Raw genomic sequence first — 22,420 nt, 5'->3', positions numbered from 1 at the left:
GATGCCAGCGAGGATTATCGCATGCAGATTTCTGTCAGAGATGCCCAAAATAGTCTCGGCGATCTTCTGGATCGCGCCGAGCAGGGCGAAGACATTTATCTGACGAGAGACGGTCGAGCGGTTGCACGTCTCGTATCTGTCAATCTGGAACAGCGGCAGCCAGCAGCAACGATGCTCAGTTCGCAAAACCGGTCCGAAAAAGCGTCGCCAGAGAAAAGGCTTCAGGACATAGCCGCCCTACAGGAACGTGTTCGCCGGAAGGCAGATCCTTTTCCAGAAGAACGGGCCGAAAATAGCCAGGACTTTCTCTACGACGATGATGGCTTGCCCCGGTGATCGTGGTTGATACGTCTGCGCTCATCGCCATCCTGAAGGACGAACCGGAAGCAAAATCCTGCTTTGAAGCTCTACGCCACGCAAAGGGCGTTGCAATGTCCACCGGCACCCTGACGGAAGCATTGATTGTTTCAGCGCGACGCGATTTCCAATTGGAAATGGTCGATCTCATCGCTCTGGTGGTCACTGACATCATCGACGTCACCGCCGCCCGCGCCGATGCGGCCGCCTCCGCCTACCGTCGCTTCGGCAAGGGCTTTCACCCCGCAAGCCTTAATTTCGGTGACTGCTTTGCCTATGGGCTGGCGCGTGAGCTTTCCTGCCCGCTGCTTTATATCGGCGATGATTTTGCGCTGACCGATATCGCCGCGGCGCGGGCGAAAGCCTGATGTGATCTTATAACATACAAAAGCCTTTGAACTGCCGGACCCAAGGCCTTATATGGTCCCCAACCGCTGCCGCTCCATCTTGCGAGCGCCCATCCCCGGAGGTTTTTATGGCCGATACTGCAATCGCAAAGCCCATTCCCGTCACCGTTCTCACCGGCTATCTCGGCGCCGGAAAAACGACACTGCTCAACCGCATCCTCACCGAAAGCCACGGCAAAAAATACGCCGTCATCGTCAACGAGTTCGGCGAAATCGGCATCGACAACGACCTGATCGTCGAGTCGGACGAAGAAATCTATGAAATGAACAATGGCTGCATCTGCTGCACCGTGCGTGGAGACCTGATCCGCGTGGTGGAAGGCCTGATGCGCCGCCCCGGCCGTTTCGACGGAATTATCGTGGAAACCACCGGCCTTGCCGATCCGGTTCCGGTGGCCCAGACCTTCTTCATGGACGAGGACGTGCGCGCCAAGACTGAGCTTGATGCCGTGGTGGCGCTGGTCGATGCGAAACACCTGCCGCTTCGCCTGAAAGACAGCCGCGAAGCTGAAGACCAGATCGCCTTTGCCGATGTCGTCGTCGTCAACAAGACCGATCTCGTGACGCCGGAAGAACTGGCCGTGATCGAGGATATTGTTCGCGCCATCAACCCGACGGCCCGCATCTACAAGACGACCCGCTCGGGCGTCGATCTTTCCCGCGTGCTGGATCAGGGGGCGTTCAACCTGGAACGGGCGCTGGAAAACGATCCGCATTTCCTTGAGCACGGCCACGAAGACCATGTGTGCGGCCCCGACTGCGATCATCATGACCATGATCACGGACACCATGGACATGACCACGATCATCATCACGACCATGGGCACGACCACGGGCATGATCATGGACACGACCATCATCATGGTCACGATCACGGCCATGCCGTGGCATCCGCCATTCATGACGTGACGGTGAAGTCCATCTCGCTGCGCGGCGGCGAGATGAACCCGGACCGCTTTTTCCCCTGGATCCAGAAGATCACCCAGACGGACGGGCCGAACATCCTGCGCCTCAAGGGCATCATCGCCTTCAAGGGCGACGAGGAACGGTATGTGGTTCAGGGCGTCCACATGATCATCGAGGGCGATCACCAGCGGGCCTGGAAGGATGGCGAAAAGCGCGAAAGCCGGTTGGTCTTCATCGGCCGTGATCTCGACCGCGCAAAGATCGAACAGAGCTTCTTTGCCTGCCAGGCAACGGCCTGACCCCCTGCCGGGTGAAGCGGTCTTCGGGCCGCTTTGCCCGGAAAGCAAGATGTCCACCAGAAAGACTGCCTGATGCCCACCGTTGCCCCGCTCGATCTCGATGGCCATGTCATCGCCACGCATTTTCTCGGCGATGTCCCTTTCTTTGCAACCGCTGCCGGCGAAATCCGCCGGCTGGACGGGGGCGAAAAGGTGACGGAGGCCCATAACGGCCTTCTGACCTGCATCCGCGATCCGTTCAGCGTCAGCCTGATCACCGGCGGCGAGGATGGCAAGGTCATGCGCATTGCAGCCGATGGCAGCGCAACGCTTGTCGCCGAAGCGCCGCGCAAGTGGGTGACGGTGGTGGCCGGTGGCCCGCAGGGGGCTGTCGCTTATGCCTATGGCAAGGCGAGCACGGTTGTGCTGGCTGATGGCACGGTGAAGGAATTTGCCGAGGAACGCACGGTAGAGGCGCTGGCCTTTGCACCGAAGGGCCTGCGGATTGCCGCGGCCCGCTACAATGGCGTTTCGCTGCATTGGGTGGCCACGACCTCTGCGGCTGTCGATCTGGAGTGGAAGGGCGCCCATAACGGCGTCACCTTCTCGCCGGACGGCAAGTTCGTCGTGACCCAGATGCAGGAAAACGCCCTGCATGGCTGGAAGCTGGACGGAAAGCCCGGCGAAGCCCGTCACATGCGCATGACAGGTTATCCGGCCAAGGTGAAATCGCTGTCCTGGTCGGCCAAGGGCAAGTGGCTTGCCTCCTCCGGCGCGCCGGCGGCCATTGTCTGGCCGTTTTCCGGCAAGGACGGTCCGATGGGCAAGGCACCGCTGGAGCTTGGCACCCGCGCCAATATCATGGCCACCTGCGTCGCCTTCCATCCGGTCGAAGAGGTGCTGGCCATCGGTTTCATCGATGGCATGATATTGGGCGTCCGGATCGGTGACGGCAAAGAGGCTCTGCTGCGGCGTCCCGGCAAGGGCGCCATCACCGCCATGAGCTGGAGCGGCAATGGCAAACTGATCGCCTTCGGCTCGGAAGCCGGCGATTGCGGCATTATCGACATTTCCGCATAACCGGTTCGTCTGCCTCAAGGACAGGCCCTGTCAGGGCGCGTAGATCATCTTGCGCGTCATGCCGCCGTCCAGTGTCAGCACCTCACCCGTCATGAAATCGGCGCCCGTCAGGTAAAGGACGGCGTCGGCAATATCCTGCGCGTGTCCGACACGGCCAGCCGGATGCTGCGCATGGTCTTCCCGCCGCAGATCCTCGTCGCCGGAAATCCAGCCCGGCGCGATGGCATTAACGCGGATTTTAGGGCCAAGGCTTACCGCAAGCGCATGGCTCAGCGCCACCAACCCGCCCTTTGACGCCGCATAGGCTTCCGTCTGCGGTTCCGACATGACGGCGCGGGTCGACGCCATGTTGATAATGCTGGCGCCCTCGTTCATCAGGGGAACTGCCGCGCGCGTCATCAGGAAGGCAGCCGTCAGGTGACTGTCGGTCACCCGCCGCCAGTCCTCAAGCGACAAGGCCTCGATCGGCCCGGTTACCGGGGCTGCAATGCCGGCATTGTTAACGAGGAGATCAAGGCTTTCCCAGCCAAGCTCGGCAAAGGCACCGGCAACCGAGGCCTCGTCCGAGACATCGCAGAAGACGTGGATGACACCCTTCTCCTGCAGGTCCTGGCTCGTATCCTTCATGTCGAAGGAGGCAACGTCCCACCCGGCCTCAACGAGAAGCCGGCAGATCCCTGTGCCGATAAGGCCGGCACCGCCTGTGATGATGGCTTTTTTCATGGGCAAGCAGATAGGACCGTGCCGGGGGTTCGTCCAGCCCGTCTATCGACGCACTGGACGAAAGGGAAAATTCAAAGCCAGTCGCGACCTTCTGACCCGGCCTGGCAACCATAGGGCGGCAGCATAGTGCCGAAAGTCACGTGCAGCTTGTCGCATCCCCATTTGCGCAAAGGGCCGGGCATGCGGCTGTTGATCTCGATGCCGGTCTCGTTATAGGGGCTCTCCGTATTGGTGACATAGCTGTACCAGCGGCTGCCGATAACGCCTGCAAAGCCGATGGCAAGGATCAGGACAAGGCGGATCAATCTCATATCGATGGTCTTTCTTTATCGAAAGTCTGCAGGGATGCGGTTCGCAAACCTTTGGCGTCTGCATCAGGAGCCGCCGTTAGAACGGAGAGCGTTTAACAAAACGTGTGCGGAAATCCCGCCCGGCGTCAGGCGGTGGCCCCGATGATTGCGGCCAGAAGATCGTGAAGACGGTCGCGGTAACCATTGGCGGCTGAAGGCGAATCGGCTTCTGACGTCATGGTGACGGTGAGCCCGCGCGACGGCACTATATACAGCATCTGCCCGCCGTAACCCCAGGCGAAGCGCACATCCTCACCGCCAATGCTCTTCAAGAACCAGCCGTAGCCATAACCATCACCGGAATACCGCGAATTTGTGCGCGGCTCGAAAGAGGTGGCCACCCAGTCTTCCGGCACCACCTGCACGCCGTCTGCCGTGCGCCCGCCGCGTCGATAGACCTCGCCAAAAGCATGAAGTGACCGTGACGTCATGGCCATCTGGTTGCCGCCGAGATAGATGCCCTGGCGGTCGCGATCCCAGGAGCCGATGCGAAAACCGTTGATCGGCGCAAACCACGCGCGTGCAAGTGCAAGCGTCGACTGCCCGCCGACGCGGGTGAGAATGGCGGACAGAAGATGGGTGGAGGCGGTGGAATACAGCATCGGCCCGCCGGGATCCTGGACGAAATCCTGCGCAAGCGCGAAACGCACCCAGTTTCGGCTTGCAACAAACCGTCCGTAATTCGGGCCGGACAAGGGATCGAGACCCGATTGCATGGAGAGAAGATTGCCGATTGTTACGGTTGCCAGTCGCGGATCGGGATCTGCGGGAAGATCCGCCTTGAGGATTGGGGCGATAGTCTGGTCCGCTCCGTCCAGGAGGCCCTTGCCGATGGCAATGCCGACCATGGCCGACAGGATCGACTTGGAGGCGGACTTGATATTGGTCGAGCTGTCCGGCGAATAACCATGATAACCGCGGGCCGCCAGCTGCTCCCCCTGTCGCGACACCAGAACCGCCTTCAGCGGCGCCAACTCTTCGGCGCGCGCCAGCACGTCGGAGAGCGAACCGTTCGTGGGAGGACTGCCGGAAGATTGCAACGCTTCCGGGGAGGGCTGCTCCTCGGCACGCGCGCCAATCCCGGCAAAGAGAAGAGGCAGTGCGGCAATGAAACGGCGTCTGTCCAGCATGGACTCAAAGATAGCGCGCTTTGGGGCAAGAACCATGGCAGGGCGTGCTGTTTCACACGCTTGTGACGACAGCGACAACTGCGGCCTCCATAACGGAAACGGGAACCGGTGCGAAAATCGCACCAGTTCCCGTCCCTTCCCCTCAAGGCTGAAGCTACCTGCCACGGTGCCGGATGCCCCCATCCGGACGATGCTTCAGCCTGGGTGGCTCCGCGTAGGATTAGAAGCGGTAGGTCACGCCGGCGCCGATCAGCCAGGGATCAAGCTTGGCCTTGCCGGAAATCGGCGTGCCACCCATGTCGGCGCTCCAATTGGTTTCGAGAAACAGCTTCTTCGCGTCGACGTTCAGGCCCCAGTGTTCGTTGAGCATATAGTCGAAACCGACCTGCAGGGCGGCGCCGACATGCGAATCGACCTTCAGGTTGCTGAAGCCGGGTTGCGTGCTTTCGTTATAGAAGAAGGTGTAGTTCACGCCTGCGCCGACATAAGGCTTGAAGGGACCAAAATCGGTGAAATGATACTGCAGGGTGAGCGTCGGCGGCAGGAGCCAGGTCTTGCCGACATTGACGCCGGCAAGCGAACCGGCACCGGAAATCTTCGAACTGGTCGTGCCGAGAATGAGTTCGGCCGCAATGTTGTCGGTGAAGAAATAGCTGATATCGAGTTCCGGCGTGACCGAGTTCGAGTAGTTGAGGTCAGAGCCTGCAACCCCGTTGACCGAACCCTTGTCATTTGGGATGACGCCAAGGGCGCGCACGCGAACCTGCCAGGGGCTTTTGGCCGAGACCGCATCTGCGGCAACCGGTGCCGGGGCTTGCGGCGCCATATCGGCGGCCTGTACCGCGCCTGAAAGAACGACCGTTGCAGTTCCCAGAAGGGCTGCGATGGCGGCTGCGTTCCTGATCATGTCATTCTCCTTGCGACATCGTCTTTTGATGTCGCATGGCTATCAACCCCGCCAGGGCAGGCCGTTGATCTCGATCAACCCGACTTGACGGCGGTCAAGTCCGTAGCGCTTTTGCGGCAAAAAGTGTCCGTCGAACCTGTCGTCTCAAACGAAAATGCCCCTCCCCGGGTGGATCCGGGAAGGGGCAGACTGGAGAACTTGAACTTTCAAGCGATCAGGCGGCGCGACGCTCAACCTGCTGCGACAACTTGCGGCCGCTGGCGGTCAGCATGCCGGCGGCGCCATCGAGCCAGCCGGACTTCAGCTCAAGCGCCAGGAACCGGTGGCGCGCAAACGGACCCGGCATGACGAGATGCTGGGCCTTTTCAGCAAAGAAGCCGAATCGCTCATAGTAGGGCGCATCGCCGACCAGCAGGATAGCGCCGTGGCCACGGCCATGCGCCTCGGCAATGGCGGCCCGCATCAGGGCAGCGCCGATTCCCTTGCCCTCATGGGCCGCATCGACGGCCAGGGGGCCCAGCAACAGCGCATCCACAGGCCCGCCGTGGCGGCCAACGCCGGCTTCGACGTTCCACAGCCGCACGGTGCCGATCACGTGACCATCGCGGTCACGCGCGACAAGGGCCAGCCCCTGCGCCGGCACGCGGCCCCGGCGCAGCTTTTCCGACGACTTCTTGCGGCGGTCGCGGCCCATGGCGCGATCGAGCAGGTTTTCGCGAGCAACCACGTCTGCGGGGTTTTCTTCCGTGATGACAAAAGCATTTGGCGCGAGGAACGCGCGCACAGCGTCAAGAACAGCGGCCATCTTGGCCTCCGAAGCTCAAAACCGGTCTAAGCGGCACAAAAATCAAAGGGTGAGTGCGGCTCCGGCGAAACGGCCGGAGCCTGCGAAATCAGATCACATAGGCCTTCAGCGGATCAAAGCCATTAAAGGCAACCGCCGAATAGGTCGTGGTATAGGCACCGGTGCCCTCGATCAGAACCTCGTCGCCGATCGAAAGCGTGATCGGCAGCGGATACATGTTCTTCTCGTACATCACGTCGGCCGAATCGCAGGTCGGGCCGGCCAGAACGCAGGGCTCCATGTCGTCGCCGTCACGCTCGGTGCGGATCGGATAACGAATGGCTTCGTCCATGGTTTCAGCCAGACCACCGAACTTGCCGATGTCGAGGAAGACCCAGCGATGCGTGTCATTGTCCGACTTGCGCGAGACGAGGATGACTTCCGCCTTGATCACACCGGCATTGCCAACCATGCCGCGGCCCGGCTCGATGATGGTCTTGGGCAGGCTGTTGCCGAAATGCTTGCGCAGGGCGGCAAAGATCGCCTGGCCATAAGCTTCGGCCGAAGGCACGTCACGCAGGTACTTGGTCGGAAAACCACCGCCCATGTTGACCATCTGCAGGACGATGCCCTGCTTGGCGAGCTGCGCGAAAACACGCTTTGCATCGGAAAGGGCTGCATCCCAGGCATCGACCTTGGTCATCTGCGAACCGACATGGAACGAAACGCCGTAGGATTCGAGACCCAGCTGGTGGGCATAAACAAGCACGTCGACGGCCATCTGCGGAACGCAGCCGAACTTGCGCGACAGCGGCCATTCGGCACCTTCGCCATCGGTGAGAACGCGGCAGAACACGCGGGCGCCGGGGGCTGCACGGGCAACCTTTTCGACTTCCTCATGGCTGTCGACGGCAAACAGGCCGACGCCCAGTTCGAAGGCGCGCGCAACATCGCGTTCCTTCTTGATGGTATTGCCAAACGAGATACGGTCAGCCGTGGCACCGGCGGCAAGCGCCATCTGGATTTCGGCAACGGAAGCGCAGTCGAAGCTCGAGCCCATGGAGGCGAGCAGCTTCAGGATTTCCGGTTCCGGGTTTGCCTTGACGGCGTAATAGATGGCGCTGTCCGGCAGGGCATGACGGAAGGCTTTGAAATTGTCGCGCACGACATCGAGGTCAACGACAAGGCAAGGGCCTTCCGGACGTTCGGTGCGCAGGAAGTCGCGGATGCGAGCAGTGGTCATGGTCAATCCCTTCCAGGTCTCAAGGCTCCGGCTTGCGAACCGGAGGACAAAGGACGAATGAACATGCGCCGGGAACCAGTCGGTGGAGACACCGATTCCCTGACACGCTCAAACGCGCGGTAAGTGGAACAACGCTCTGCCAAGAACGATGATCCGGCTTTGTCTGCCATGGATTGGAGGGAGAACCCTACCGCACTTCCGGCAATGATGGTGTGCCTCTTCAGTAACCCCGGCTGTTGGAAAGCCGGGAGAGAACAAAAAGGCCCGCACCGTCGTTGCTTCAGATGTCCTCGCATTTCCCGGATGGCCGGAATAGCGACTGGAGGGGTTAATTCCAGGTACCTTACCGATGACCTCACCAAATAGAGGGTCGGCGGACACCCACGGGCACGTGCGACTTTGGGCTGACCGGGAGATAAGAACATTCGCCTTCATAATCAAGAGATTTTTTTGGCTGCCTCGCAAATTTCACATTGCAGGACGAAAGCTCGAACTCCACCTAGAAGGTCAGGAAAAAAGGATGATGGTGTGGATACTCTGACGCGCATGCGCGCATTCATCGATGTGGTGGAAGCCGAAGGGTTTTCCGCCGCCGCCCGTCGCACCGGACGTTCGAAAGCGCTGCTTTCCAAATATGTGCGCGAACTGGAAGACGATCTGGGCGCGCTGCTCTTGAACCGCACGACACGGCAGTTTTCGCTGACGGAAGCGGGCCATACCTATTTCCGCACCGCCGCCGATATCCTGAAGGAGATCGACAATCTCGCCGACCTCGTGCGCGAGAACAATGCCGACCTGAAGGGGCGCCTGCGAATCTCGGTGCCGCGCACCTTCATGGATGCCGATGTCGGCCAGTCTGTCATCGATTTTGCCACCGAACACCCGGATGTCTCGCTCGATATCGTCGCGGAAGACCGATTCGTCGACCTCATCGAAGAAAGCTTCGATCTCGCCATCCGAATCACCAAGCTTGAGGATTCGGGCATGATTGCCCGCAAGCTCTCCGATTTTCGCGTGTATGCCTGCGCGACGGCCGCTTATGTGGCGCAGTACGGTCCCTTCGCCCACCCGCAGGATCTTGCCGGCAAACCCGTCATCATCGATACGAACCTTCGCTCGCACAACAGCATCCGCTTCCAGGCGCCCGATGGCGCTTTCTTTTCGGTTCCCGTCGCGGGCTCCATCGAGGTCAACAGCCCGCAGGGCACGGTCAGAGCCGCCCGCGCCGGGCTTGGCGTTGCCATGGTGCCGGATTTCATCGCGCTGCCTTACCTGAAGACGGGCGAACTGGTCTCGCTGTTTGATGACTATATCCCGACCGATCGCGGCATCTATGCGGTCTACCCGCACCGCCGTTACCTGCCGGCAAAGGTCAGGAGTTTCGTCGATTTTCTCTCCGCGTGGTTCCGTCAGCAGAGTTAAGGGCTTCGTGATCTCACCCCCCGATTGACGCTAGCCGAAATTCCGTCCCATTTGCACGACACACCGCAGCAACAACGCGCGACGGGATCTGGTCATGTTTTTCAAAAAGTGGCTTTCTGCCACTCTCTTTCTTCTGGCGCCGTTTCCGGCCTTCGCGCATCCGCACATCTTTGTCGATGCGCGGCTGGAAGTGCTGGCCGCCGATGACGGCACCATTGCCGAACTGCGTAATGTCTGGCGCTTCGACGAATTGTTTTCCTCCAGCGTGCTTCTCGACTTCGACAAGAACACCGACCTGAAGCTCGACGAGCACGAACTGGCCGATCTCGGCGAAGTCATGCGCACCTCGCTCAAGGATTTTCACTATTTCACCACGATCACCCAGAACGGCAAGACGATCCCGATTGCCCAGCCGGATGTGATCCATGTGAGCTACAAGGACGGGCAGGTGTTGGTGTTCTTTGCAGTGAGGCCAACGGAGCCGGTCCACCTCAAGGGCCGCATGACATTCGGCATCTACGATCCCTCGCTTTATACCGCGATCGATTTTCCCTCGGATGCCGATCTGGTGCCGGAAGGCAAGGCCTTTGCCGCCTGCAAACACCAGGTCGTCAGGCCTGATCCGGACGAGGTGATCGCGCAGAACAAGACCAGCCTGACGGATGCCTTCTTCAATGATCCCACCGGCACCGACATGACCAAACTGTTTGCGACGCGCCTGGAGGTGACATGCTGAGACGCAGCCTTCCCCTTGCCCTCGTGATGACACTCGGGGCCTTTGCGCTTGCCCATGCGCAATCCCCGCTCGGCGTCGGCTCGGCGGAACCTTCGTTCAGCACCGGCGGATTTCTCGGCCCCTTCTTCGGTTTCATCAATGCCTACCAGCAGAGTTTTTATCGGGCGCTGACCGGCTCGCTGAAAGCCATGCGGGAAGATCCGTGGGCGGTGAAGGGGCTGGTGACACTGTCCTTTGCCTATGGTGTCTTTCATGCCGCCGGTCCCGGCCACGGCAAGGCGGTCATCTCCTCCTACATGATCGCCAACGAGACCGCACTGAAGCGCGGCATCGTCATTTCGCTCGTCTCGGCACTGTTGCAGGGGATCGTTGCCATCGGGCTTGTCGCTGCGGCCTATATCGTTCTGCGCGGCACCGGCATCACCATGACGCGCGCCACGCAGGCGATGGAGGTGGCAAGTTTTGCCATGATCGCCCTGTTCGGCGGCTGGCTTCTGGCCCGCAAGCTTTATGCGCTTCGCCCGCACCGCTCTTCGCTACCGATCTTTGCCAGCGCCAGTCCCGCCTCGGGTCCGACGGGCCTTTCGTTTCGCGCAACCGAAGTGGGCCATGATCACGATCAGCTTGCAGCCGGTGACTACTGCATGGATTGCGGGCAAATGCACCTTCCCGACCCGCAGGCCATCGGCGGGCGCGATTTCAGCCTGCACGAGGCATGGTCGGCGATCGTTGCCGTTGGCCTTCGCCCCTGTTCCGGCGCCATCCTGGTGATGAGCTTTTCCATCCTCAACGGGCTTTATCTCGGGGGCGCGCTGTCGGTGCTGTTCATGTCGCTGGGCACCGCGATCACCGTATCACTGCTGGCGCTGATGGCAGTCTCGGCCAAGGACCTGGCCGTGCGTTTTGCCGGCAAGGGATCACGCACGGCAGGCCGCATTACCAACGGCATCGAGATCGCAGGCGCGCTGTTCATCATCCTGATGGGCGTTTCGCTGCTCGGCGCTGCCCTTCAGGCGTAGCCCGAGGAGTCAGTGACCGTCTCGCCTTTGATGGCGGGCCCGCAGCCAGAAGATCAGGAAAAACGACAGGACAGCCAGAACGCCGAAACCTGCCGCCAGCCACGGCGAAAACTGCGCCAGCCACAGAACGATGCTGGGCATGACCAGAAACAGCAGTGTGAAGCCGAAAAAGATGATGGCGGCCGCAATGGCCGGTGAACGTGTCTTGCCGCCGCTCACGCTGCCACCGCCTGAAGCCCGGCGCGGATATCTTCCAGCCGTTCTTTCTGGTGGCCGTGATCGTCAAAATTCTCCGGCTGCAGCCATGTTTCGAAGGCCTTGGCGATGAGCGGCCATTCACCGTCGATCATCGAAAACCAGGCGGTATCGCGGTTGGCGCCCTTGGACACCATGTGCTGGCGAAACACGCCTTCGAAGGTAAAGCCGTAACGCGTTGCGGTCTTCTTGCTCGGCTCGTTTTCGTTGTGGCACTTCCACTCGTAACGACGGTAACCCAGATCCTCGAACACGTGGCGGGCCATCAGGTAATGCGCTTCGGTCGACAGCGGCGAGCGCTTCATGGCAGCACCATGCGCCACCGAGCCCACCTCGATCACGCCATTGGCGGGGTCCGGCCGCATATAACTTGCCATGCCCACAACCTCGCCATCCTCCTTGTCGCGAAAGACAAGCGTGATGAGGTTGCCGGCCTTGTTCATGCCCTCCAGCCAGTCGGCAAATTCTGCCGGCGCGCTGTAGAGCTTGTTGGGGAAATAATGGATGAGGTCGTTCAGCCCCTCATCGCCACCCAGTGCCTCCCACAGCGTCTGAATATGCACCGCCCGTTCATAGGGCTCGGCAATGACATAATGGCCCTCGAGCCGCACCGGCCGAGGCGCCGGGCAACCACTGAAATTCTTGAGATCACGCATGAAACATCCCCTCACCTGCCAAGAGAATTAAGCGAGGGCGCGCCCAAACGCAATCGCTGCTTTGCCGTCGGACACGGCAAAACACCGACAACGGATCAGAGCGAAACCTTCGCCGAGGAGACGGTCGCCTCGATATGATCGATCAGCGGATCGGGCAGTTTCAGCCGGCCGGCGAGAAGATCGAGATAACCGCGTTCGGCGCGGGTATCGGGGTCGATGGCAAGCCTGGAGGCCGTGTAGATCTCCACCCGCTGCTCTTCCGTGCGACCGGCTGCCACCAGCGCATCGAGATCGATCGGATCGGCGAGTTCCTTTGCGATGAAGGCTTCGGCCTCGGCGCCCAGATCCACGGCATGCACCTTTTCCATGATGCGCTGGCGCTCGTTCGCATCGATATGGCCATCGGCCTTTGCCGCGGCAATCATCGCGCGCAACAGGGTCAGCGCAAAATCATTGCTGAGGCTTGGCGAATGGAGGCTGAAGGGTGAATCGACCGGCGGCTCGATGACCGGCGCATCAGGGGCGACGCCGGCTGGTGCCTTGCCCGACTGATAGTTTCGGTAGGCGAGATAACCAAGGCCGGCAATGGCGGCCACGCCGCCGACGGCTGCGACATTGCCGGCAAGCTTGCGGCCGGTCTTGGTGCCGAGAAGGGCGGCCGCCAGCGCGCCGGCCTTCATCGGGTTGTTGCGCGCAAGGTCTGTGACCTGGCCTGCCTTCCCCTGCAAGGTTCCCGAAAGACCGGGAACCTTGGATCCGAGGAACTGGTCCAGAAGCTTCTTGGCGTCGAACATAAACAAACTCTCCCTGTTGTGTCACAGGGAGAGATAGGACGCCAAAGTCATTTTACAAACGATAGAGGGGGTAATCAGCCCTTGAGGGCAGAGGCTTCCGATGCCAATGCCGTGATGCCCGCCCAATCGCCGGCAGCCACCAGTTCCTTCGGCGCAACCCAGGAGCCGCCGACGCAGACAACATTGGGCAGCGACAGGTAATCGCGGGCGTTCTTCAGCGAAATGCCGCCGGTCGGGCAAAAGACAGTGCCGGCGAGCGGGGAGGACAGCGCCTTGAGATAGGCGGCACCGCCGGCCTGTTCGGCGGGGAAGAATTTGAGGACGTCATACCCAGCTTCGCGCAGCGTCATCACTTCGCTCGCGGTGGCAGCACCCGGCAGAAGCGGCACGTCGGAATCCTTGGCCGCCGACAGCACGCCCGGTGCCACGCCCGGGCTGACGATGAACGTCGAGCCGGCCTTGACGGCTGCATCGAAATCCCGCGCGTTGAGGATGGTGCCAGCACCGACATGGGCGCCTTCCACTTCCGCAGCAACGGCCTTCACCGCATCAAGGGCTGCCGGCGTGCGCATGGTGATCTCGATCGCCTTCAAGCCGCCGGCAACCAGCGCGCGGGCCAGATGCACGGCAGAGGCCGCATCATCGACGATCAGAACCGGCACGACCGGTTGCAGCTTCAGGATGGCAAGCAGGGCTTGGCTCTTGGCGTTCATGAGGAACCTCCCGGACAGGACGGATTGAAACGATTGAAACTCCACGCTGAGATAGCGCGGGGCAAAGGCAGTGTCGAGAAAAAACGGACCACTGCCAGGCATTCGGCTCTGGTCGCCGCCAAGCCTTTGCAATAGTTTGTATCAGGTTCGTGATGAAAACGGGAATGGGCATGGCCAAGGAAATCGAACGCAAGTTTCTCGTTTCAAGCGAGGCGTGGCGCGACACTGCAAGCCCCGGCGCATCCTACATGCAGGCCTATGTGGCCGTTGGTGAAGACCGCAATGTCCGGGTGCGGCTGATCGATGGTGAAAGCGCACGCCTCACCATCAAGATCGGCCACGGCATGTTGTCTCGCAACGAATATGAATACGCCATTCCGGTCGAGGATGCCGAGGAACTGGTGCGCGCCGCCATCGGCACCGTCATCGAAAAGACCCGCTATCTTGTGCCGCACGCCGGCTTCACCTGGGAAGTGGACGTGTTCACCGGCTTCTACAGCGGCCTTGTCGTGGCCGAGGTGGAACTGGAGAGCGAGGCGGAAAACCCGCCGCTGCCGTCCTGGATCGGCCGCGAAGTGACCAGCGACCGCCGTTATTCCAACATGGTCCTGGCGACCGAAGACCTGGCCGGGGAGTTGGTGCATGGCATTTCGCATTCGGCCCTCTGAACCTTTTGCCGCTGAATTTTGCCGCATTGCCGAAAGCCAGTTGCGGCGTGCCATCGAGGTATTGCGCGAACGCCCCGAAGGAGAGCATCAGGCGATCCATGCGGCGCGCAAACGCTTCAAGCGGCTGCGCGCCCTCTACCGACTGGTTGAACCGGATGCAAAGGAGTTCCGGCGCACGGAAAACGCTCGTATCCGCACCGTAGCCCAAAGCCTGTCCGGCGCGCGCGACGCAACAGCCCTTGTCGAAACCGTCGACTATCTGGCCGGCCTTGCCGTATCCGCCGAAGAGCTTACAGCGCTCGGCTTTGCTTCCCGCGCGCTGATTGAACGACGCGACCGGATCGCCTCGACACAAGGCGACCTTGCAGACACGATCGAGACAGCGATCGCCGCCTGTGAAGACGCATTGGAAGCGCTTCACGGGTTGAACCTGCCGCGCGGCAATGCACGCACGGCACGACGTGTCGTCAAGGCCTTTCGCAAACAGGGTCTGAAGGCGGCTGCAGCACTTGCCACCTGCAATGAAGATCATTCCGCCGAAGCCTTCCATGACCTGCGCAAATGCGGGCAGACCAGCTGGATGTACCTGACGCTGTTTTCCGATCTCTGGCCATCGGCCATGGCCGCCCAGAAGCGCGAGACAAAACAATTGGTCGACCTGCTCGGCCATGAGCATGATCTGAGCGTGCTGACGCAGACGATCAACGAGAGCCCGGAACTGTTTGGTGACAGCGACACGCTGGCGCTTCTGATCGGCGCCATCATCACGCGCCAGCAGGCAATCCGCGCCGAAGCGCTGTCCCTTGCCGCGGTCGTCTTTCCAGACCAGCCCAGGCGCGAAGCCCGCATCATCGGCAGGCTCTGGCTGGAAGCGGCGGACGCGCTGTCGTGAGCGTCATTCGCCAGAGCCACCTCTGCCTTTGACAAGCCGCCCTTTCGCAGCGCTGCGACTGCAAATCTTGCAGTCCGGCTTTCAGGTCTTGTTAAACCGAAAAGCGGAGTCTTCCTCACAATCGGCAGGGGAGATTGAGTGGTGTTACAGCGGACATTTCTGCGCGCTCTGGTTTTGGCAACGAGCTTTCTGGCATGCGTTGCACACAGTGCCGAACAGCACGAGATCTACTACAATTCGGCGGGCAACAAGGAAAACACGCTGGGTTTCCAGGTTCTTCAACTCGCAATCGAAAAATCCGGAAAACCGTATGTGCTGAAGCCATCACCGGCCGGCTACAGTTCCAATGCCGGCATGGTGGACGCCATCGCCAATGGCGCGCAGATCGACATTGCCTGGGTCAATGCATCAAAGGCGGTTTCGGCAAAGCTTCTTTCGGTTCCCTTCCCCGTCGACAGGGGGCTTGGCGGTTATCGCCTGTTCCTCATCGATGCGGCCCGCCAGGATGAATTTGCACGCGTTCAGAACCTCCAGGCGCTCAAGGCTTTCATAGCGCTGCAGGGCACCGGCTGGGCCGATGTGGACGTGCTGCGCAAGGCGGGCCTCACCGTGCGCACCGGCCCGCAAAAAAACCTCTACCGCATGACCATCGGAAAGCGTGGCGACTATTTTCCGCGCGGCGTCAACGAGGCTCTCAGCGAACAGATCAAGCAGGCACCCGATGCGCCCGGCCTTGCCGTGGAGAAGACGCTGGTTCTGCAATATCCGTCCGCTTCGATCTTTTATGTGTCGAAATCCAAACCTGACCTGCGCGACGATCTCATGCGCGGTCTGCAGGCGGCGTGGCAGGACGGTTCCTTCGAGGAGGTCTTCCTTTCCTATCCCGATATCCGGCTTGCCCTGGACAAGGGCAACCTGAAGACACGCAGGATCATCAAGGTCGATAACCCCAACCTGCCGGACGACATCCTCGCGATGGACGCACAATACTGGTTCGACCCGCAGGAGTGACGGGGCCGCACCGCGCGCCGACTGCCTTCCGGATGCCCTGTCCAAACATCGCCGTTCTCCCTTATTTTTAAGGAATTTGATCATGTTCAAGAGCAAGTCCATTCGCATGCAGGTGATGTTGCCATCGCTTGCGCTTATTCTGTCGGGCTGCGTGGCGCTCAGCCTTTATTCCGGCTGGTCACAGGCTGAAACCGCGCGTGACATGTTCGACCGGAAGGTGAAACTCACCGCCTCCATGACGGCAGCGGGAGCCAGTCTGGCCATGTGGCAATTCGACAAGGGCCTTGCCCAGGCGACCTTCGACCCTGTGACCACCGATCCCGACTTCCGCGCCGCCCTTGTGCTCGATGCCACCGGCAAGGCGTTCTTCTCTTCCGGTGAGGCCGATGCGGTGGCAGCCGGCCTTCGCTCCACATCGGGCGAGACACGCGACAACGCGGCAGACCTGCGTTTCTCCGTCGTGCCCTTGCGCCATGCCGAAGAAGGCAAGGACATGGGTATCGGCACCATGGTTCTGGTGTTTGACGCCCAGTCGATCATGCGCAACACGTGGAGTTCGCTGCTCGGGCTTGCAGCCATTGCCGGCCTGACGCTTCTGGCCTCGGCACTTGCGCTGATGGCCTTGCTGCGTTCGATCACCCGGCCGCTGATTTCGCTGGCGCAGGTGATGAACAAGCTGTCCTCCGGCGCGCTGGATACGGAGGTGCCGAACCAGAACCGCGTCGATGAAATCGGCGAAATGTCGCGTGCCGTCCAGTATTTCAAGGACAGCGTGCATCAGGCCCAGACGCTGCGGCGCGACGCCGATACCAGCCGGGACCTGCTGGAACAGCAGCGCGCCGCACAGGAAGAGGCAGACAACCGGCGCCTCAATGGCATGATGAAAGCGACGAACGGGCTGGCGGACGGCCTGCGGGCGCTTTCGCTCGGGGATCTGACGGTGCAGATCGAAGACCGGTTCGCCCCCGACTACGAGGAACTGCGCACCAATTTCAACGATGCAGTCAGCCAGTTGCGCAAGACGCTTTCGGTTGTCGTGACGGCCGCGATGAACATCGATGCCGGAACCCGCGACATTGCCGACAACACCAACGATCTGTCGCGCCGCACGGAGCAACAGGCGGCATCGCTGGAGGAAACGGCCGCAGCACTGGATGAAATCACCACCAATGTCTCCTCCTCCCTGCATCTGACGGAAGAAGCACGCCGGGTGGCAACCGAGGCCAATCACAGCGCCGTCAAGTCCGGTCAGGTGGTGGCCCAGGCAGTGGAGGCCATGAGCCGGATCGAAGCAAGCGCCTCGCAGATCTCCTCCATCATCAGCGTGATCGACGAGATCGCCTTCCAGACGAACCTGCTTGCGCTGAACGCCGGCGTCGAGGCGGCACGCGCCGGAGAAGCCGGAAAGGGCTTTGCCGTGGTGGCGCAGGAAGTGCGGGAACTGGCGCAGCGCTCAGCAAATGCCGCCCGCGAGATCAAGATGCTCATCCAGAACTCGACAAGCGAAGTGGAAGCCGGCGTCAAGCTCGTCTCCAACACCGGCTCGGCCCTCACCGGCATCGGCCAGTTGATCGTGACGATCAACGAACATGTCGGTGCCATCGCAACCTCTGCCCGCGAACAGTCAACCGGCCTTGCCGAGATCAATACCGCCGTCAACCACATGGACCAGAGCACGCAGAAGAACGCGGCCATGGTGGAGGAAACCTCGGCGGCCTCCGCAGCGCTTGCCGCGGAATCGGCACGGCTGCGTGACCTGATGGTGCAGTTCACGCTTGAACACCAAGCAATGCGGCCACGATCTTCGCGCGCCGCCTGATCTGCTGCCGTCCGATGGCACACCGAACGGCCCCTTCCGCCCACGGCAGGGGCCGTTGCCATGTCGAAGCATCGGCGGATTGACAAAAGGCAAAGTGCGGCGCGAAAGCTAAAATCCATTGCGTCCGGCCGCCAGAGGCAGTATTTCGCGGACATCATGACCGATATTCAAGCCACCGCCGCCGGCAGCGTTTCCGGCTCTTTCCTTGTTGCCGCGCTCTATCATTTTGCGCGGTTCGAGCGCTGCGAGGCGCTGCGCGCACCGCTTCAGGCGCTGTGCGAGGAAAACGGCGTGAAGGGCACACTGCTTGTGGCCCACGAGGGCATCAACGGCACGATTGCCGGCACCGATGACGGCATTGCGCGCGTGCTCTCCTACCTGCGATCGTTGCCCGAGTTTGCAAACCTCGAGCACAAGGAAAGCCGGGCCTCCAAGATGCCGTTTCTGCGCATGAAAGTGCGGCTAAAGAAAGAGATCGTTACCATGGGCGTCGAGGATATCGACCCCAACAAGATCGTCGGCACCTATGTAGAGCCGAAGGACTGGAACGACCTCATCTCCGATCCCGAAACGATCCTCATCGATACCCGCAACGATTACGAAACGGCCATCGGCATTTTCAAGGGCGCGGTCGATCCCCAGACGAAAACCTTCCGCGAGTTTCCCGACTGGGTGAAGAACAATACCGGCCTGCACAACAAGCCGAAGATCGCCATGTACTGCACCGGCGGCATTCGCTGCGAGAAGGCGACCGCCTTCATGAAGGAGCAAGGTTTTGACGAGGTCTACCACCTGAAGGGCGGCATTCTCAAATATCTCGAAACCGTGCCGGAAGAAGAAAGCCTGTGGGAAGGCGCCTGTTTCGTGTTCGACGAGCGGGTGTCGGTGACGCACGGCCTGAAGGAAGGTGACCACAAGCTCTGCCACGCCTGCCGCGAGCCGATCACGCCGGATGTACGCCTGTCGCCGAAATTCGAGGAAGGTGTCTCCTGCCCGCATTGTTATGACACACGCAGCGAAGCCGATCGGGACCGTTATCGCCAGCGGCAATTGCAGATCGAGCTTGCCCGCAAGCGCGGCGCAAAACATCTCGGCAGCTGACGTTCATCCCGCAAGGTCGGGAGGTCAGGCGAGGCCTGAAAGCCTGAACAGGGGTTCTTCACGCTGGCGAAGCCTTGCGATCTCGGCAATCGGCATCGGCTTTCCAAACAGGAAACCCTGCAGCTGATCGCAGCCGGCAATGCGCAGCGCCACGGCCTGCGCATTGGTTTCCACCCCCTCTGCCGTCACCGGAATATCGAGCGAGCGGGCAAGCGCGACCGTTGCCTGCAGCATATCCACCGCACGCCCGCCCAGATCGGCAGCGGCCACCAGCGAGCGGTCGATCTTCATCCGGTCAAAGCCGAACTGGCGCAGATAACCGACGCTGGAGAAGCCGGCGCCAAAATCATCGAGTGCGATATGCACCCCGGTCTTCTTCAGCCGGTTGAGGGTATCGCGGGCGCGGGCCGGGTTCTGGATGAAATAGGTTTCCGTCATTTCCAGCGTAATGCGGGCCGGATCCATCTCGGTTTCCTGAAAAACCAGCGCCACCCGCTCAGCAAAGGCGGGATCGCGGAACTGGCCCGGCGAAACATTGACGGCAAGCGTCAGTTCCGGCCAGTCGCGCAGGGCCTCGCAGGCGGTGCGCAAGACGCAAAGGCCCAACTGGTCGATCAGCCCTGTGCTTTCGGCAATCGGAATGAACACATCCGGCGGCACCGGCCCATGACCTTGGCGTGTCCAGCGCGCCAAAGCCTCGACGCCGGAAAGGCGCATATGCTGGGCATCCACGACCGGCTGGAAGGCGACGGAAATTTCCTCGCGCTCGATGGCCTGCCGCAGATCCAGCTCCAGCCGGTTGCGCTCCTCGCGTTCGGCGTCCATCGCCGGATCGTAGGCCGACCAGCGGCCGCGGCCTTCTTCCTTGGCGCGGTACATGGCCATGTCGGCCCGCCGCAGAACTTCCTCGCCAGCCACAGCGCCAAGGGGCGAACAGGCAATGCCGATGCTGCAGCCGATGACCGCGATGCGATCGCCCATGGTGAGCGGCTCGCCGAGAAATTCCATCACGCGCTCGGCAAGCGCTGCCGCGTCCGCCTCGGCATTCTTGCTGAGGAAACCGATGGCAAACTCATCACCGCCAAGCCTTGCCAGCACGGCCCCCTCGCCCACCAGCACGGCAAGGCCTGCAGAGACGGCGCGGATCAGCTGGTCGCCGGTGGCGTGACCATAGGCGTCGTTGACCTCCTTGAAACCGTCGAGGTCGAGATAAAGCAAGGCCACATCGAGGCCCGACCTTTGCGCTGTGCCCACCAGTTCGGAAAGATCGGCAAACAGGCCGGTGCGGTTGGGAAGGCCGCTCAGCCGGTCCGTCAGCGACAGCTTGATCGCCGCTTCCTCGTCGGCTGAAAGCCGCGCCAGCGCCTGGCTGCCGCTGACGAAAAGCAGCACGAAATAGATCGCCACCATAGCAACGGCGCACCAGACAAGCGGGCGCACCTGCGCAAGGCTGATATTGCCCGGCGAACGCGGCTCCCAGCGCAGCGACGCGATCGGCTTGCCCGCGGGCGACAGGATAAGGACCCGGTGCGACTTCTGCTCCAGCGGCTGTTCGATGCGAAGGCCCGGCAGCACATAGGCGTTGGCCAGCCGATCGACAGTCGCCTCCGTCAGATGGCGCATGAAGATCACGTAACGCCCTTCGCCCTGTGGCGCCACCAGCTGGCCGGATTTCATCCGGATGAGGGCAACGCCGAAAGCCGCCGCACCACGGGACGTGCGTGTAAAGCTGGTTTCTTCGGGAAGTACGCCTTCGCGAACGGAGCGGATCTTGTCGAGCAGAGACCAGACTTCCGGCGTGATATAGTCCTCAAGGCTGCCGGTGACCGGCTCTCCTTCGGAATAACCGAGCACGATACGGCCGGTGTGATCGACGATGATTGCCACGTCGAACAGCTCATTGTTGTCAGTCATGGCGCCGAAATTGCGCTTTGCCCAGACAAGGCCAGAGGAGCGGTAGACGTGATCGGCGGCATCGTCCCAGGCGGCGTAATCATGCAGGGTGGCGGCAAGCTGACGCTGGAATGTCTGCAGCGCGCCGCTGACGGATTCGCGCGAGCGTTCCTCGTCCAACTGGTTGGCGTAATGGCCGACACGATCGAGGGCGGTAAAAACCATCCCTGTTACCGCTATCACCACCGCTGCAAAAATAAGCAGCATCGAGCGCACCGCGGAGCGGCGGTCGACCTTGGCAGCGGAGTGTTTCAACGTAATCGGCACAAACCGCATTCGTCAGCCCTGGCACTTATGCGAACAATGCCGATCATGTATTCGCTTTTGCTTAATACCAGATGCCGGCCGCATGCCAAATGCAAAATAGCTCCTTCCCGGCAAAGGGAAAGAGCTATCTCCCAAACTTTGACGTCTTTGTCTTACCAGGCGGCGAGGACGGCGCCCTTGAACTGGGTGGCGACGAACTGCTTCACCGGCGCGCTGTGATAGGATTCCACCAGCGTCTTCACCCAGGCGGCATCCTTGTTCTTTGCCTGCACCGCGATGACGTTGATGTAAGGGGCCTTTTCGCCTTCGCGGGCAATCGGATCCTTGGCCGGGTCAAGCCCTGCTTCCAGCGCATAATTGGTGTTGATGACAGAGGCATCGACATCATCGAGCGCACGCGGCAGCTGGGCGGCATCCAGTTCGGCAAAGGTGATGTTCTTCGGATTTTCGACCACATCGGCCGGCGAGACCTTGAGGCCCGCGCCATCGCGGATCTTGATCAGGCCCTTGTCGGCAAGGATCAGAAGCGCGCGGCCACCATTGGTGGGATCGTTCGGAATGGCGACCGAGGCGCCGTCCTTCAACTCATCCAGGTTCTTTACTTTCTTGGAATAGATGCCCATCGGGAAGTTGACCGTCTGGCCGACGCTGACCAGATCAAAACCGCGATCCTTCACCTGGTTGTCGAGATAGGGCTGGTGCTGGAAGGAATTGGCCTGCAGGTCGCCATCGGCCAGTGCCTGATTGGGAACGACATAATCGGAAAACTCGAGGATCTCGAGGTCCAGCCCCTTTTCGGCAGCGACCTTCTTGACCTGTTCCATGATCTGCGCGTGCGGACCGGGGGTGACGCCGATCTTGATGGTTTCGGCGAGCGCCGAGCCGGCGGAAATGAGAGCGGCAAGGGAGGCCGCGAGAATGAGCGTCTTCATGGTGTTCTCCTTGGGAC

Annotated in this window: 24 protein-coding genes; 12 read left to right on the top strand and 12 right to left on the bottom strand. The window is 61.1% G+C overall.

Going from position 1 to position 22,420, the window contains the following annotated elements; all coding sequences use genetic code 11:
• Nucleotides 1-21: 21 nt before the first annotated feature.
• From AC4CWH_RS01380 to AC4CWH_RS01365, 4 genes are all read left to right on the top strand, one after another.
• Complete coding sequence (locus AC4CWH_RS01380) at nt 22-336, top strand: type II toxin-antitoxin system Phd/YefM family antitoxin (protein WP_491320078.1); 315 nt, start codon at nt 22-24, stop codon at nt 334-336.
• On the top strand, nt 333-725 hold the full coding sequence (locus AC4CWH_RS01375; protein ID WP_491320077.1) for a type II toxin-antitoxin system VapC family toxin: 393 nt from the start codon (nt 333-335) through the stop codon (nt 723-725). The genes AC4CWH_RS01380 and AC4CWH_RS01375 overlap by 4 nt, the downstream gene beginning before the upstream one ends.
• A gap of 107 nt (nt 726-832) precedes the next feature.
• Nucleotides 833-1,969, top strand: coding sequence for a CobW family GTP-binding protein (locus AC4CWH_RS01370; protein ID WP_491320076.1), 1,137 nt, complete (start codon nt 833-835; stop codon nt 1,967-1,969).
• Nucleotides 1,970-2,041: 72 nt separating this feature from the next.
• Nucleotides 2,042-3,028, top strand: a complete 987-nt coding sequence (locus AC4CWH_RS01365) for a WD40 repeat domain-containing protein (protein ID WP_491283843.1) — start codon at nt 2,042-2,044, stop codon at nt 3,026-3,028.
• 30 nt (nt 3,029-3,058) lie between these two features.
• Here the strand turns inward: AC4CWH_RS01365 and AC4CWH_RS01360 are convergent, their stop codons facing one another.
• From AC4CWH_RS01360 to odc2, 6 genes are all read right to left on the bottom strand, one after another.
• Nucleotides 3,059-3,751 (bottom strand): SDR family oxidoreductase, encoded by a 693-nt coding sequence (locus AC4CWH_RS01360; protein WP_491320075.1) that lies wholly within the window; start codon nt 3,749-3,751, stop codon nt 3,059-3,061.
• A gap of 71 nt (nt 3,752-3,822) precedes the next feature.
• Entirely contained in the window at nt 3,823-4,062 is a 240-nt protein-coding gene (locus AC4CWH_RS01355; RefSeq protein WP_491283841.1) for a hypothetical protein, read from the bottom strand.
• 125 nt (nt 4,063-4,187) lie between these two features.
• On the bottom strand, nt 4,188-5,231 hold the full coding sequence (locus tag AC4CWH_RS01350) for a serine hydrolase domain-containing protein (RefSeq protein ID WP_491320074.1): 1,044 nt from the start codon (nt 5,229-5,231) through the stop codon (nt 4,188-4,190).
• A gap of 220 nt (nt 5,232-5,451) precedes the next feature.
• Nucleotides 5,452-6,138, bottom strand: a complete 687-nt coding sequence (locus AC4CWH_RS01345) for an OmpW/AlkL family protein (RefSeq protein WP_491283839.1) — start codon at nt 6,136-6,138, stop codon at nt 5,452-5,454.
• Nucleotides 6,139-6,352: 214 nt separating this feature from the next.
• The gene (locus AC4CWH_RS01340; RefSeq protein ID WP_491283838.1) at nt 6,353-6,943 is read right to left on the bottom strand and encodes a GNAT family N-acetyltransferase; all 591 of its coding nucleotides are present in this window, start codon (nt 6,941-6,943) and stop codon (nt 6,353-6,355) included.
• A gap of 88 nt (nt 6,944-7,031) precedes the next feature.
• Nucleotides 7,032-8,165, bottom strand: a complete 1,134-nt coding sequence (gene odc2 / locus AC4CWH_RS01335; protein WP_491283837.1) for an ornithine/lysine decarboxylase — start codon at nt 8,163-8,165, stop codon at nt 7,032-7,034.
• Between the two features lie 528 nt (nt 8,166-8,693).
• Between odc2 and AC4CWH_RS01330 the strand changes: the two genes are divergently transcribed.
• From AC4CWH_RS01330 to AC4CWH_RS01320, 3 genes are all read left to right on the top strand, one after another.
• A complete protein-coding gene (locus AC4CWH_RS01330) occupies nt 8,694-9,587 on the top strand; it encodes a LysR family transcriptional regulator (protein WP_491320073.1) in 894 nt (297 codons plus the stop codon).
• Nucleotides 9,588-9,681: 94 nt separating this feature from the next.
• Nucleotides 9,682-10,323 carry a DUF1007 family protein gene (locus AC4CWH_RS01325; RefSeq protein ID WP_491320072.1) on the top strand — a complete coding sequence of 214 codons (642 nt, stop codon included), beginning with the start codon at nt 9,682-9,684 and terminating at the stop codon, nt 10,321-10,323.
• Nucleotides 10,317-11,342 carry a nickel/cobalt transporter gene (locus AC4CWH_RS01320; protein ID WP_491320071.1) on the top strand — a complete coding sequence of 342 codons (1,026 nt, stop codon included), beginning with the start codon at nt 10,317-10,319 and terminating at the stop codon, nt 11,340-11,342. The genes AC4CWH_RS01325 and AC4CWH_RS01320 overlap by 7 nt, the downstream gene beginning before the upstream one ends.
• A 9-nt stretch (nt 11,343-11,351) precedes the next feature.
• Here the strand turns inward: AC4CWH_RS01320 and AC4CWH_RS01315 are convergent, their stop codons facing one another.
• From AC4CWH_RS01315 to AC4CWH_RS01300, 4 genes are all read right to left on the bottom strand, one after another.
• Nucleotides 11,352-11,561, bottom strand: coding sequence for a hypothetical protein (locus AC4CWH_RS01315; RefSeq protein WP_491320070.1), 210 nt, complete (start codon nt 11,559-11,561; stop codon nt 11,352-11,354).
• On the bottom strand, nt 11,558-12,253 hold the full coding sequence (locus AC4CWH_RS01310) for a GNAT family N-acetyltransferase (RefSeq protein ID WP_491320069.1): 696 nt from the start codon (nt 12,251-12,253) through the stop codon (nt 11,558-11,560). Before AC4CWH_RS01310 ends, AC4CWH_RS01315 begins: the two co-directional genes overlap by 4 nt.
• Before the next feature lie 95 nt (nt 12,254-12,348).
• A complete protein-coding gene (locus AC4CWH_RS01305) occupies nt 12,349-13,047 on the bottom strand; it encodes a tellurite resistance TerB family protein (RefSeq protein WP_491320068.1) in 699 nt (232 codons plus the stop codon).
• Nucleotides 13,048-13,121: 74 nt separating this feature from the next.
• Entirely contained in the window at nt 13,122-13,760 is a 639-nt protein-coding gene (locus AC4CWH_RS01300; protein WP_491320067.1) for a 2-dehydro-3-deoxy-phosphogluconate aldolase, read from the bottom strand.
• Between the two features lie 170 nt (nt 13,761-13,930).
• Here AC4CWH_RS01300 and AC4CWH_RS01295 point away from each other — a divergent pair, with 170 nt between their 5' ends.
• The 5 genes from AC4CWH_RS01295 (at nt 13,931) to trhO (ending at nt 19,251) form a co-directional block, all read left to right on the top strand.
• Nucleotides 13,931-14,428, top strand: coding sequence for a CYTH domain-containing protein (locus tag AC4CWH_RS01295; protein ID WP_491320066.1), 498 nt, complete (start codon nt 13,931-13,933; stop codon nt 14,426-14,428).
• Nucleotides 14,403-15,320, top strand: coding sequence for a CHAD domain-containing protein (locus tag AC4CWH_RS01290; protein WP_491320065.1), 918 nt, complete (start codon nt 14,403-14,405; stop codon nt 15,318-15,320). Before AC4CWH_RS01295 ends, AC4CWH_RS01290 begins: the two co-directional genes overlap by 26 nt.
• A 141-nt stretch (nt 15,321-15,461) precedes the next feature.
• The gene (locus tag AC4CWH_RS01285) at nt 15,462-16,331 is read left to right on the top strand and encodes a hypothetical protein (RefSeq protein WP_491320064.1); all 870 of its coding nucleotides are present in this window, start codon (nt 15,462-15,464) and stop codon (nt 16,329-16,331) included.
• 82 nt (nt 16,332-16,413) lie between these two features.
• Nucleotides 16,414-18,150 (top strand): methyl-accepting chemotaxis protein, encoded by a 1,737-nt coding sequence (locus AC4CWH_RS01280; protein WP_491320063.1) that lies wholly within the window; start codon nt 16,414-16,416, stop codon nt 18,148-18,150.
• Between the two features lie 156 nt (nt 18,151-18,306).
• Nucleotides 18,307-19,251: an oxygen-dependent tRNA uridine(34) hydroxylase TrhO gene (gene trhO, locus AC4CWH_RS01275; protein ID WP_491320062.1), complete on the top strand. Its 945-nt coding sequence runs from the start codon at nt 18,307-18,309 to the stop codon at nt 19,249-19,251.
• A gap of 24 nt (nt 19,252-19,275) precedes the next feature.
• On the opposite strand, the gene AC4CWH_RS01270 is transcribed toward trhO, so the two are convergent.
• Nucleotides 19,276-21,480 carry a putative bifunctional diguanylate cyclase/phosphodiesterase gene (locus AC4CWH_RS01270; RefSeq protein WP_491320061.1) on the bottom strand — a complete coding sequence of 735 codons (2,205 nt, stop codon included), beginning with the start codon at nt 21,478-21,480 and terminating at the stop codon, nt 19,276-19,278.
• Between the two features lie 143 nt (nt 21,481-21,623).
• Nucleotides 21,624-22,403, bottom strand: a complete 780-nt coding sequence (locus tag AC4CWH_RS01265) for a MetQ/NlpA family ABC transporter substrate-binding protein (RefSeq protein ID WP_491320060.1) — start codon at nt 22,401-22,403, stop codon at nt 21,624-21,626.
• Nucleotides 22,404-22,420 lie beyond the last annotated feature (17 nt).

It is taken from the genome of Neorhizobium sp. PAMB6716 (assembly GCF_058242805.1).
Note: the sequence above shows the minus strand (reverse complement) of the source record. Positions and strands in the feature narration are given on the sequence as shown.

What these genes read in the sequence shown, in the direction of transcription:
- AC4CWH_RS01380 (WP_491320078.1), top strand. Translation starts at nt 22, where the DNA reads ATGCAGATTTCTGTCAGAGATGCCCAAAATAGTCTCGGCGATCTTCTG.
- AC4CWH_RS01370 (WP_491320076.1), top strand. Translation starts at nt 833, where the DNA reads ATGGCCGATACTGCAATCGCAAAGCCCATTCCCGTCACCGTTCTCACC.
- AC4CWH_RS01365 (WP_491283843.1), top strand. Translation starts at nt 2,042, where the DNA reads ATGCCCACCGTTGCCCCGCTCGATCTCGATGGCCATGTCATCGCCACG.
- AC4CWH_RS01360 (WP_491320075.1), bottom strand. Translation starts at nt 3,751, where the DNA reads ATGAAAAAAGCCATCATCACAGGCGGTGCCGGCCTTATCGGCACAGGG.
- AC4CWH_RS01355 (WP_491283841.1), bottom strand. Translation starts at nt 4,062, where the DNA reads ATGAGATTGATCCGCCTTGTCCTGATCCTTGCCATCGGCTTTGCAGGC.
- AC4CWH_RS01350 (WP_491320074.1), bottom strand. Translation starts at nt 5,231, where the DNA reads ATGCTGGACAGACGCCGTTTCATTGCCGCACTGCCTCTTCTCTTTGCC.
- AC4CWH_RS01345 (WP_491283839.1), bottom strand. Translation starts at nt 6,138, where the DNA reads ATGATCAGGAACGCAGCCGCCATCGCAGCCCTTCTGGGAACTGCAACG.
- AC4CWH_RS01340 (WP_491283838.1), bottom strand. Translation starts at nt 6,943, where the DNA reads ATGGCCGCTGTTCTTGACGCTGTGCGCGCGTTCCTCGCGCCAAATGCT.
- odc2 (WP_491283837.1), bottom strand. Translation starts at nt 8,165, where the DNA reads ATGACCACTGCTCGCATCCGCGACTTCCTGCGCACCGAACGTCCGGAA.
- AC4CWH_RS01325 (WP_491320072.1), top strand. Translation starts at nt 9,682, where the DNA reads ATGTTTTTCAAAAAGTGGCTTTCTGCCACTCTCTTTCTTCTGGCGCCG.
- AC4CWH_RS01320 (WP_491320071.1), top strand. Translation starts at nt 10,317, where the DNA reads ATGCTGAGACGCAGCCTTCCCCTTGCCCTCGTGATGACACTCGGGGCC.
- AC4CWH_RS01310 (WP_491320069.1), bottom strand. Translation starts at nt 12,253, where the DNA reads ATGCGTGATCTCAAGAATTTCAGTGGTTGCCCGGCGCCTCGGCCGGTG.
- AC4CWH_RS01305 (WP_491320068.1), bottom strand. Translation starts at nt 13,047, where the DNA reads ATGTTCGACGCCAAGAAGCTTCTGGACCAGTTCCTCGGATCCAAGGTT.
- AC4CWH_RS01300 (WP_491320067.1), bottom strand. Translation starts at nt 13,760, where the DNA reads ATGAACGCCAAGAGCCAAGCCCTGCTTGCCATCCTGAAGCTGCAACCG.
- AC4CWH_RS01295 (WP_491320066.1), top strand. Translation starts at nt 13,931, where the DNA reads ATGGCCAAGGAAATCGAACGCAAGTTTCTCGTTTCAAGCGAGGCGTGG.
- AC4CWH_RS01290 (WP_491320065.1), top strand. Translation starts at nt 14,403, where the DNA reads ATGGCATTTCGCATTCGGCCCTCTGAACCTTTTGCCGCTGAATTTTGC.
- AC4CWH_RS01280 (WP_491320063.1), top strand. Translation starts at nt 16,414, where the DNA reads ATGTTCAAGAGCAAGTCCATTCGCATGCAGGTGATGTTGCCATCGCTT.
- trhO (WP_491320062.1), top strand. Translation starts at nt 18,307, where the DNA reads ATGACCGATATTCAAGCCACCGCCGCCGGCAGCGTTTCCGGCTCTTTC.
- AC4CWH_RS01270 (WP_491320061.1), bottom strand. Translation starts at nt 21,480, where the DNA reads ATGCGGTTTGTGCCGATTACGTTGAAACACTCCGCTGCCAAGGTCGAC.
- AC4CWH_RS01265 (WP_491320060.1), bottom strand. Translation starts at nt 22,403, where the DNA reads ATGAAGACGCTCATTCTCGCGGCCTCCCTTGCCGCTCTCATTTCCGCC.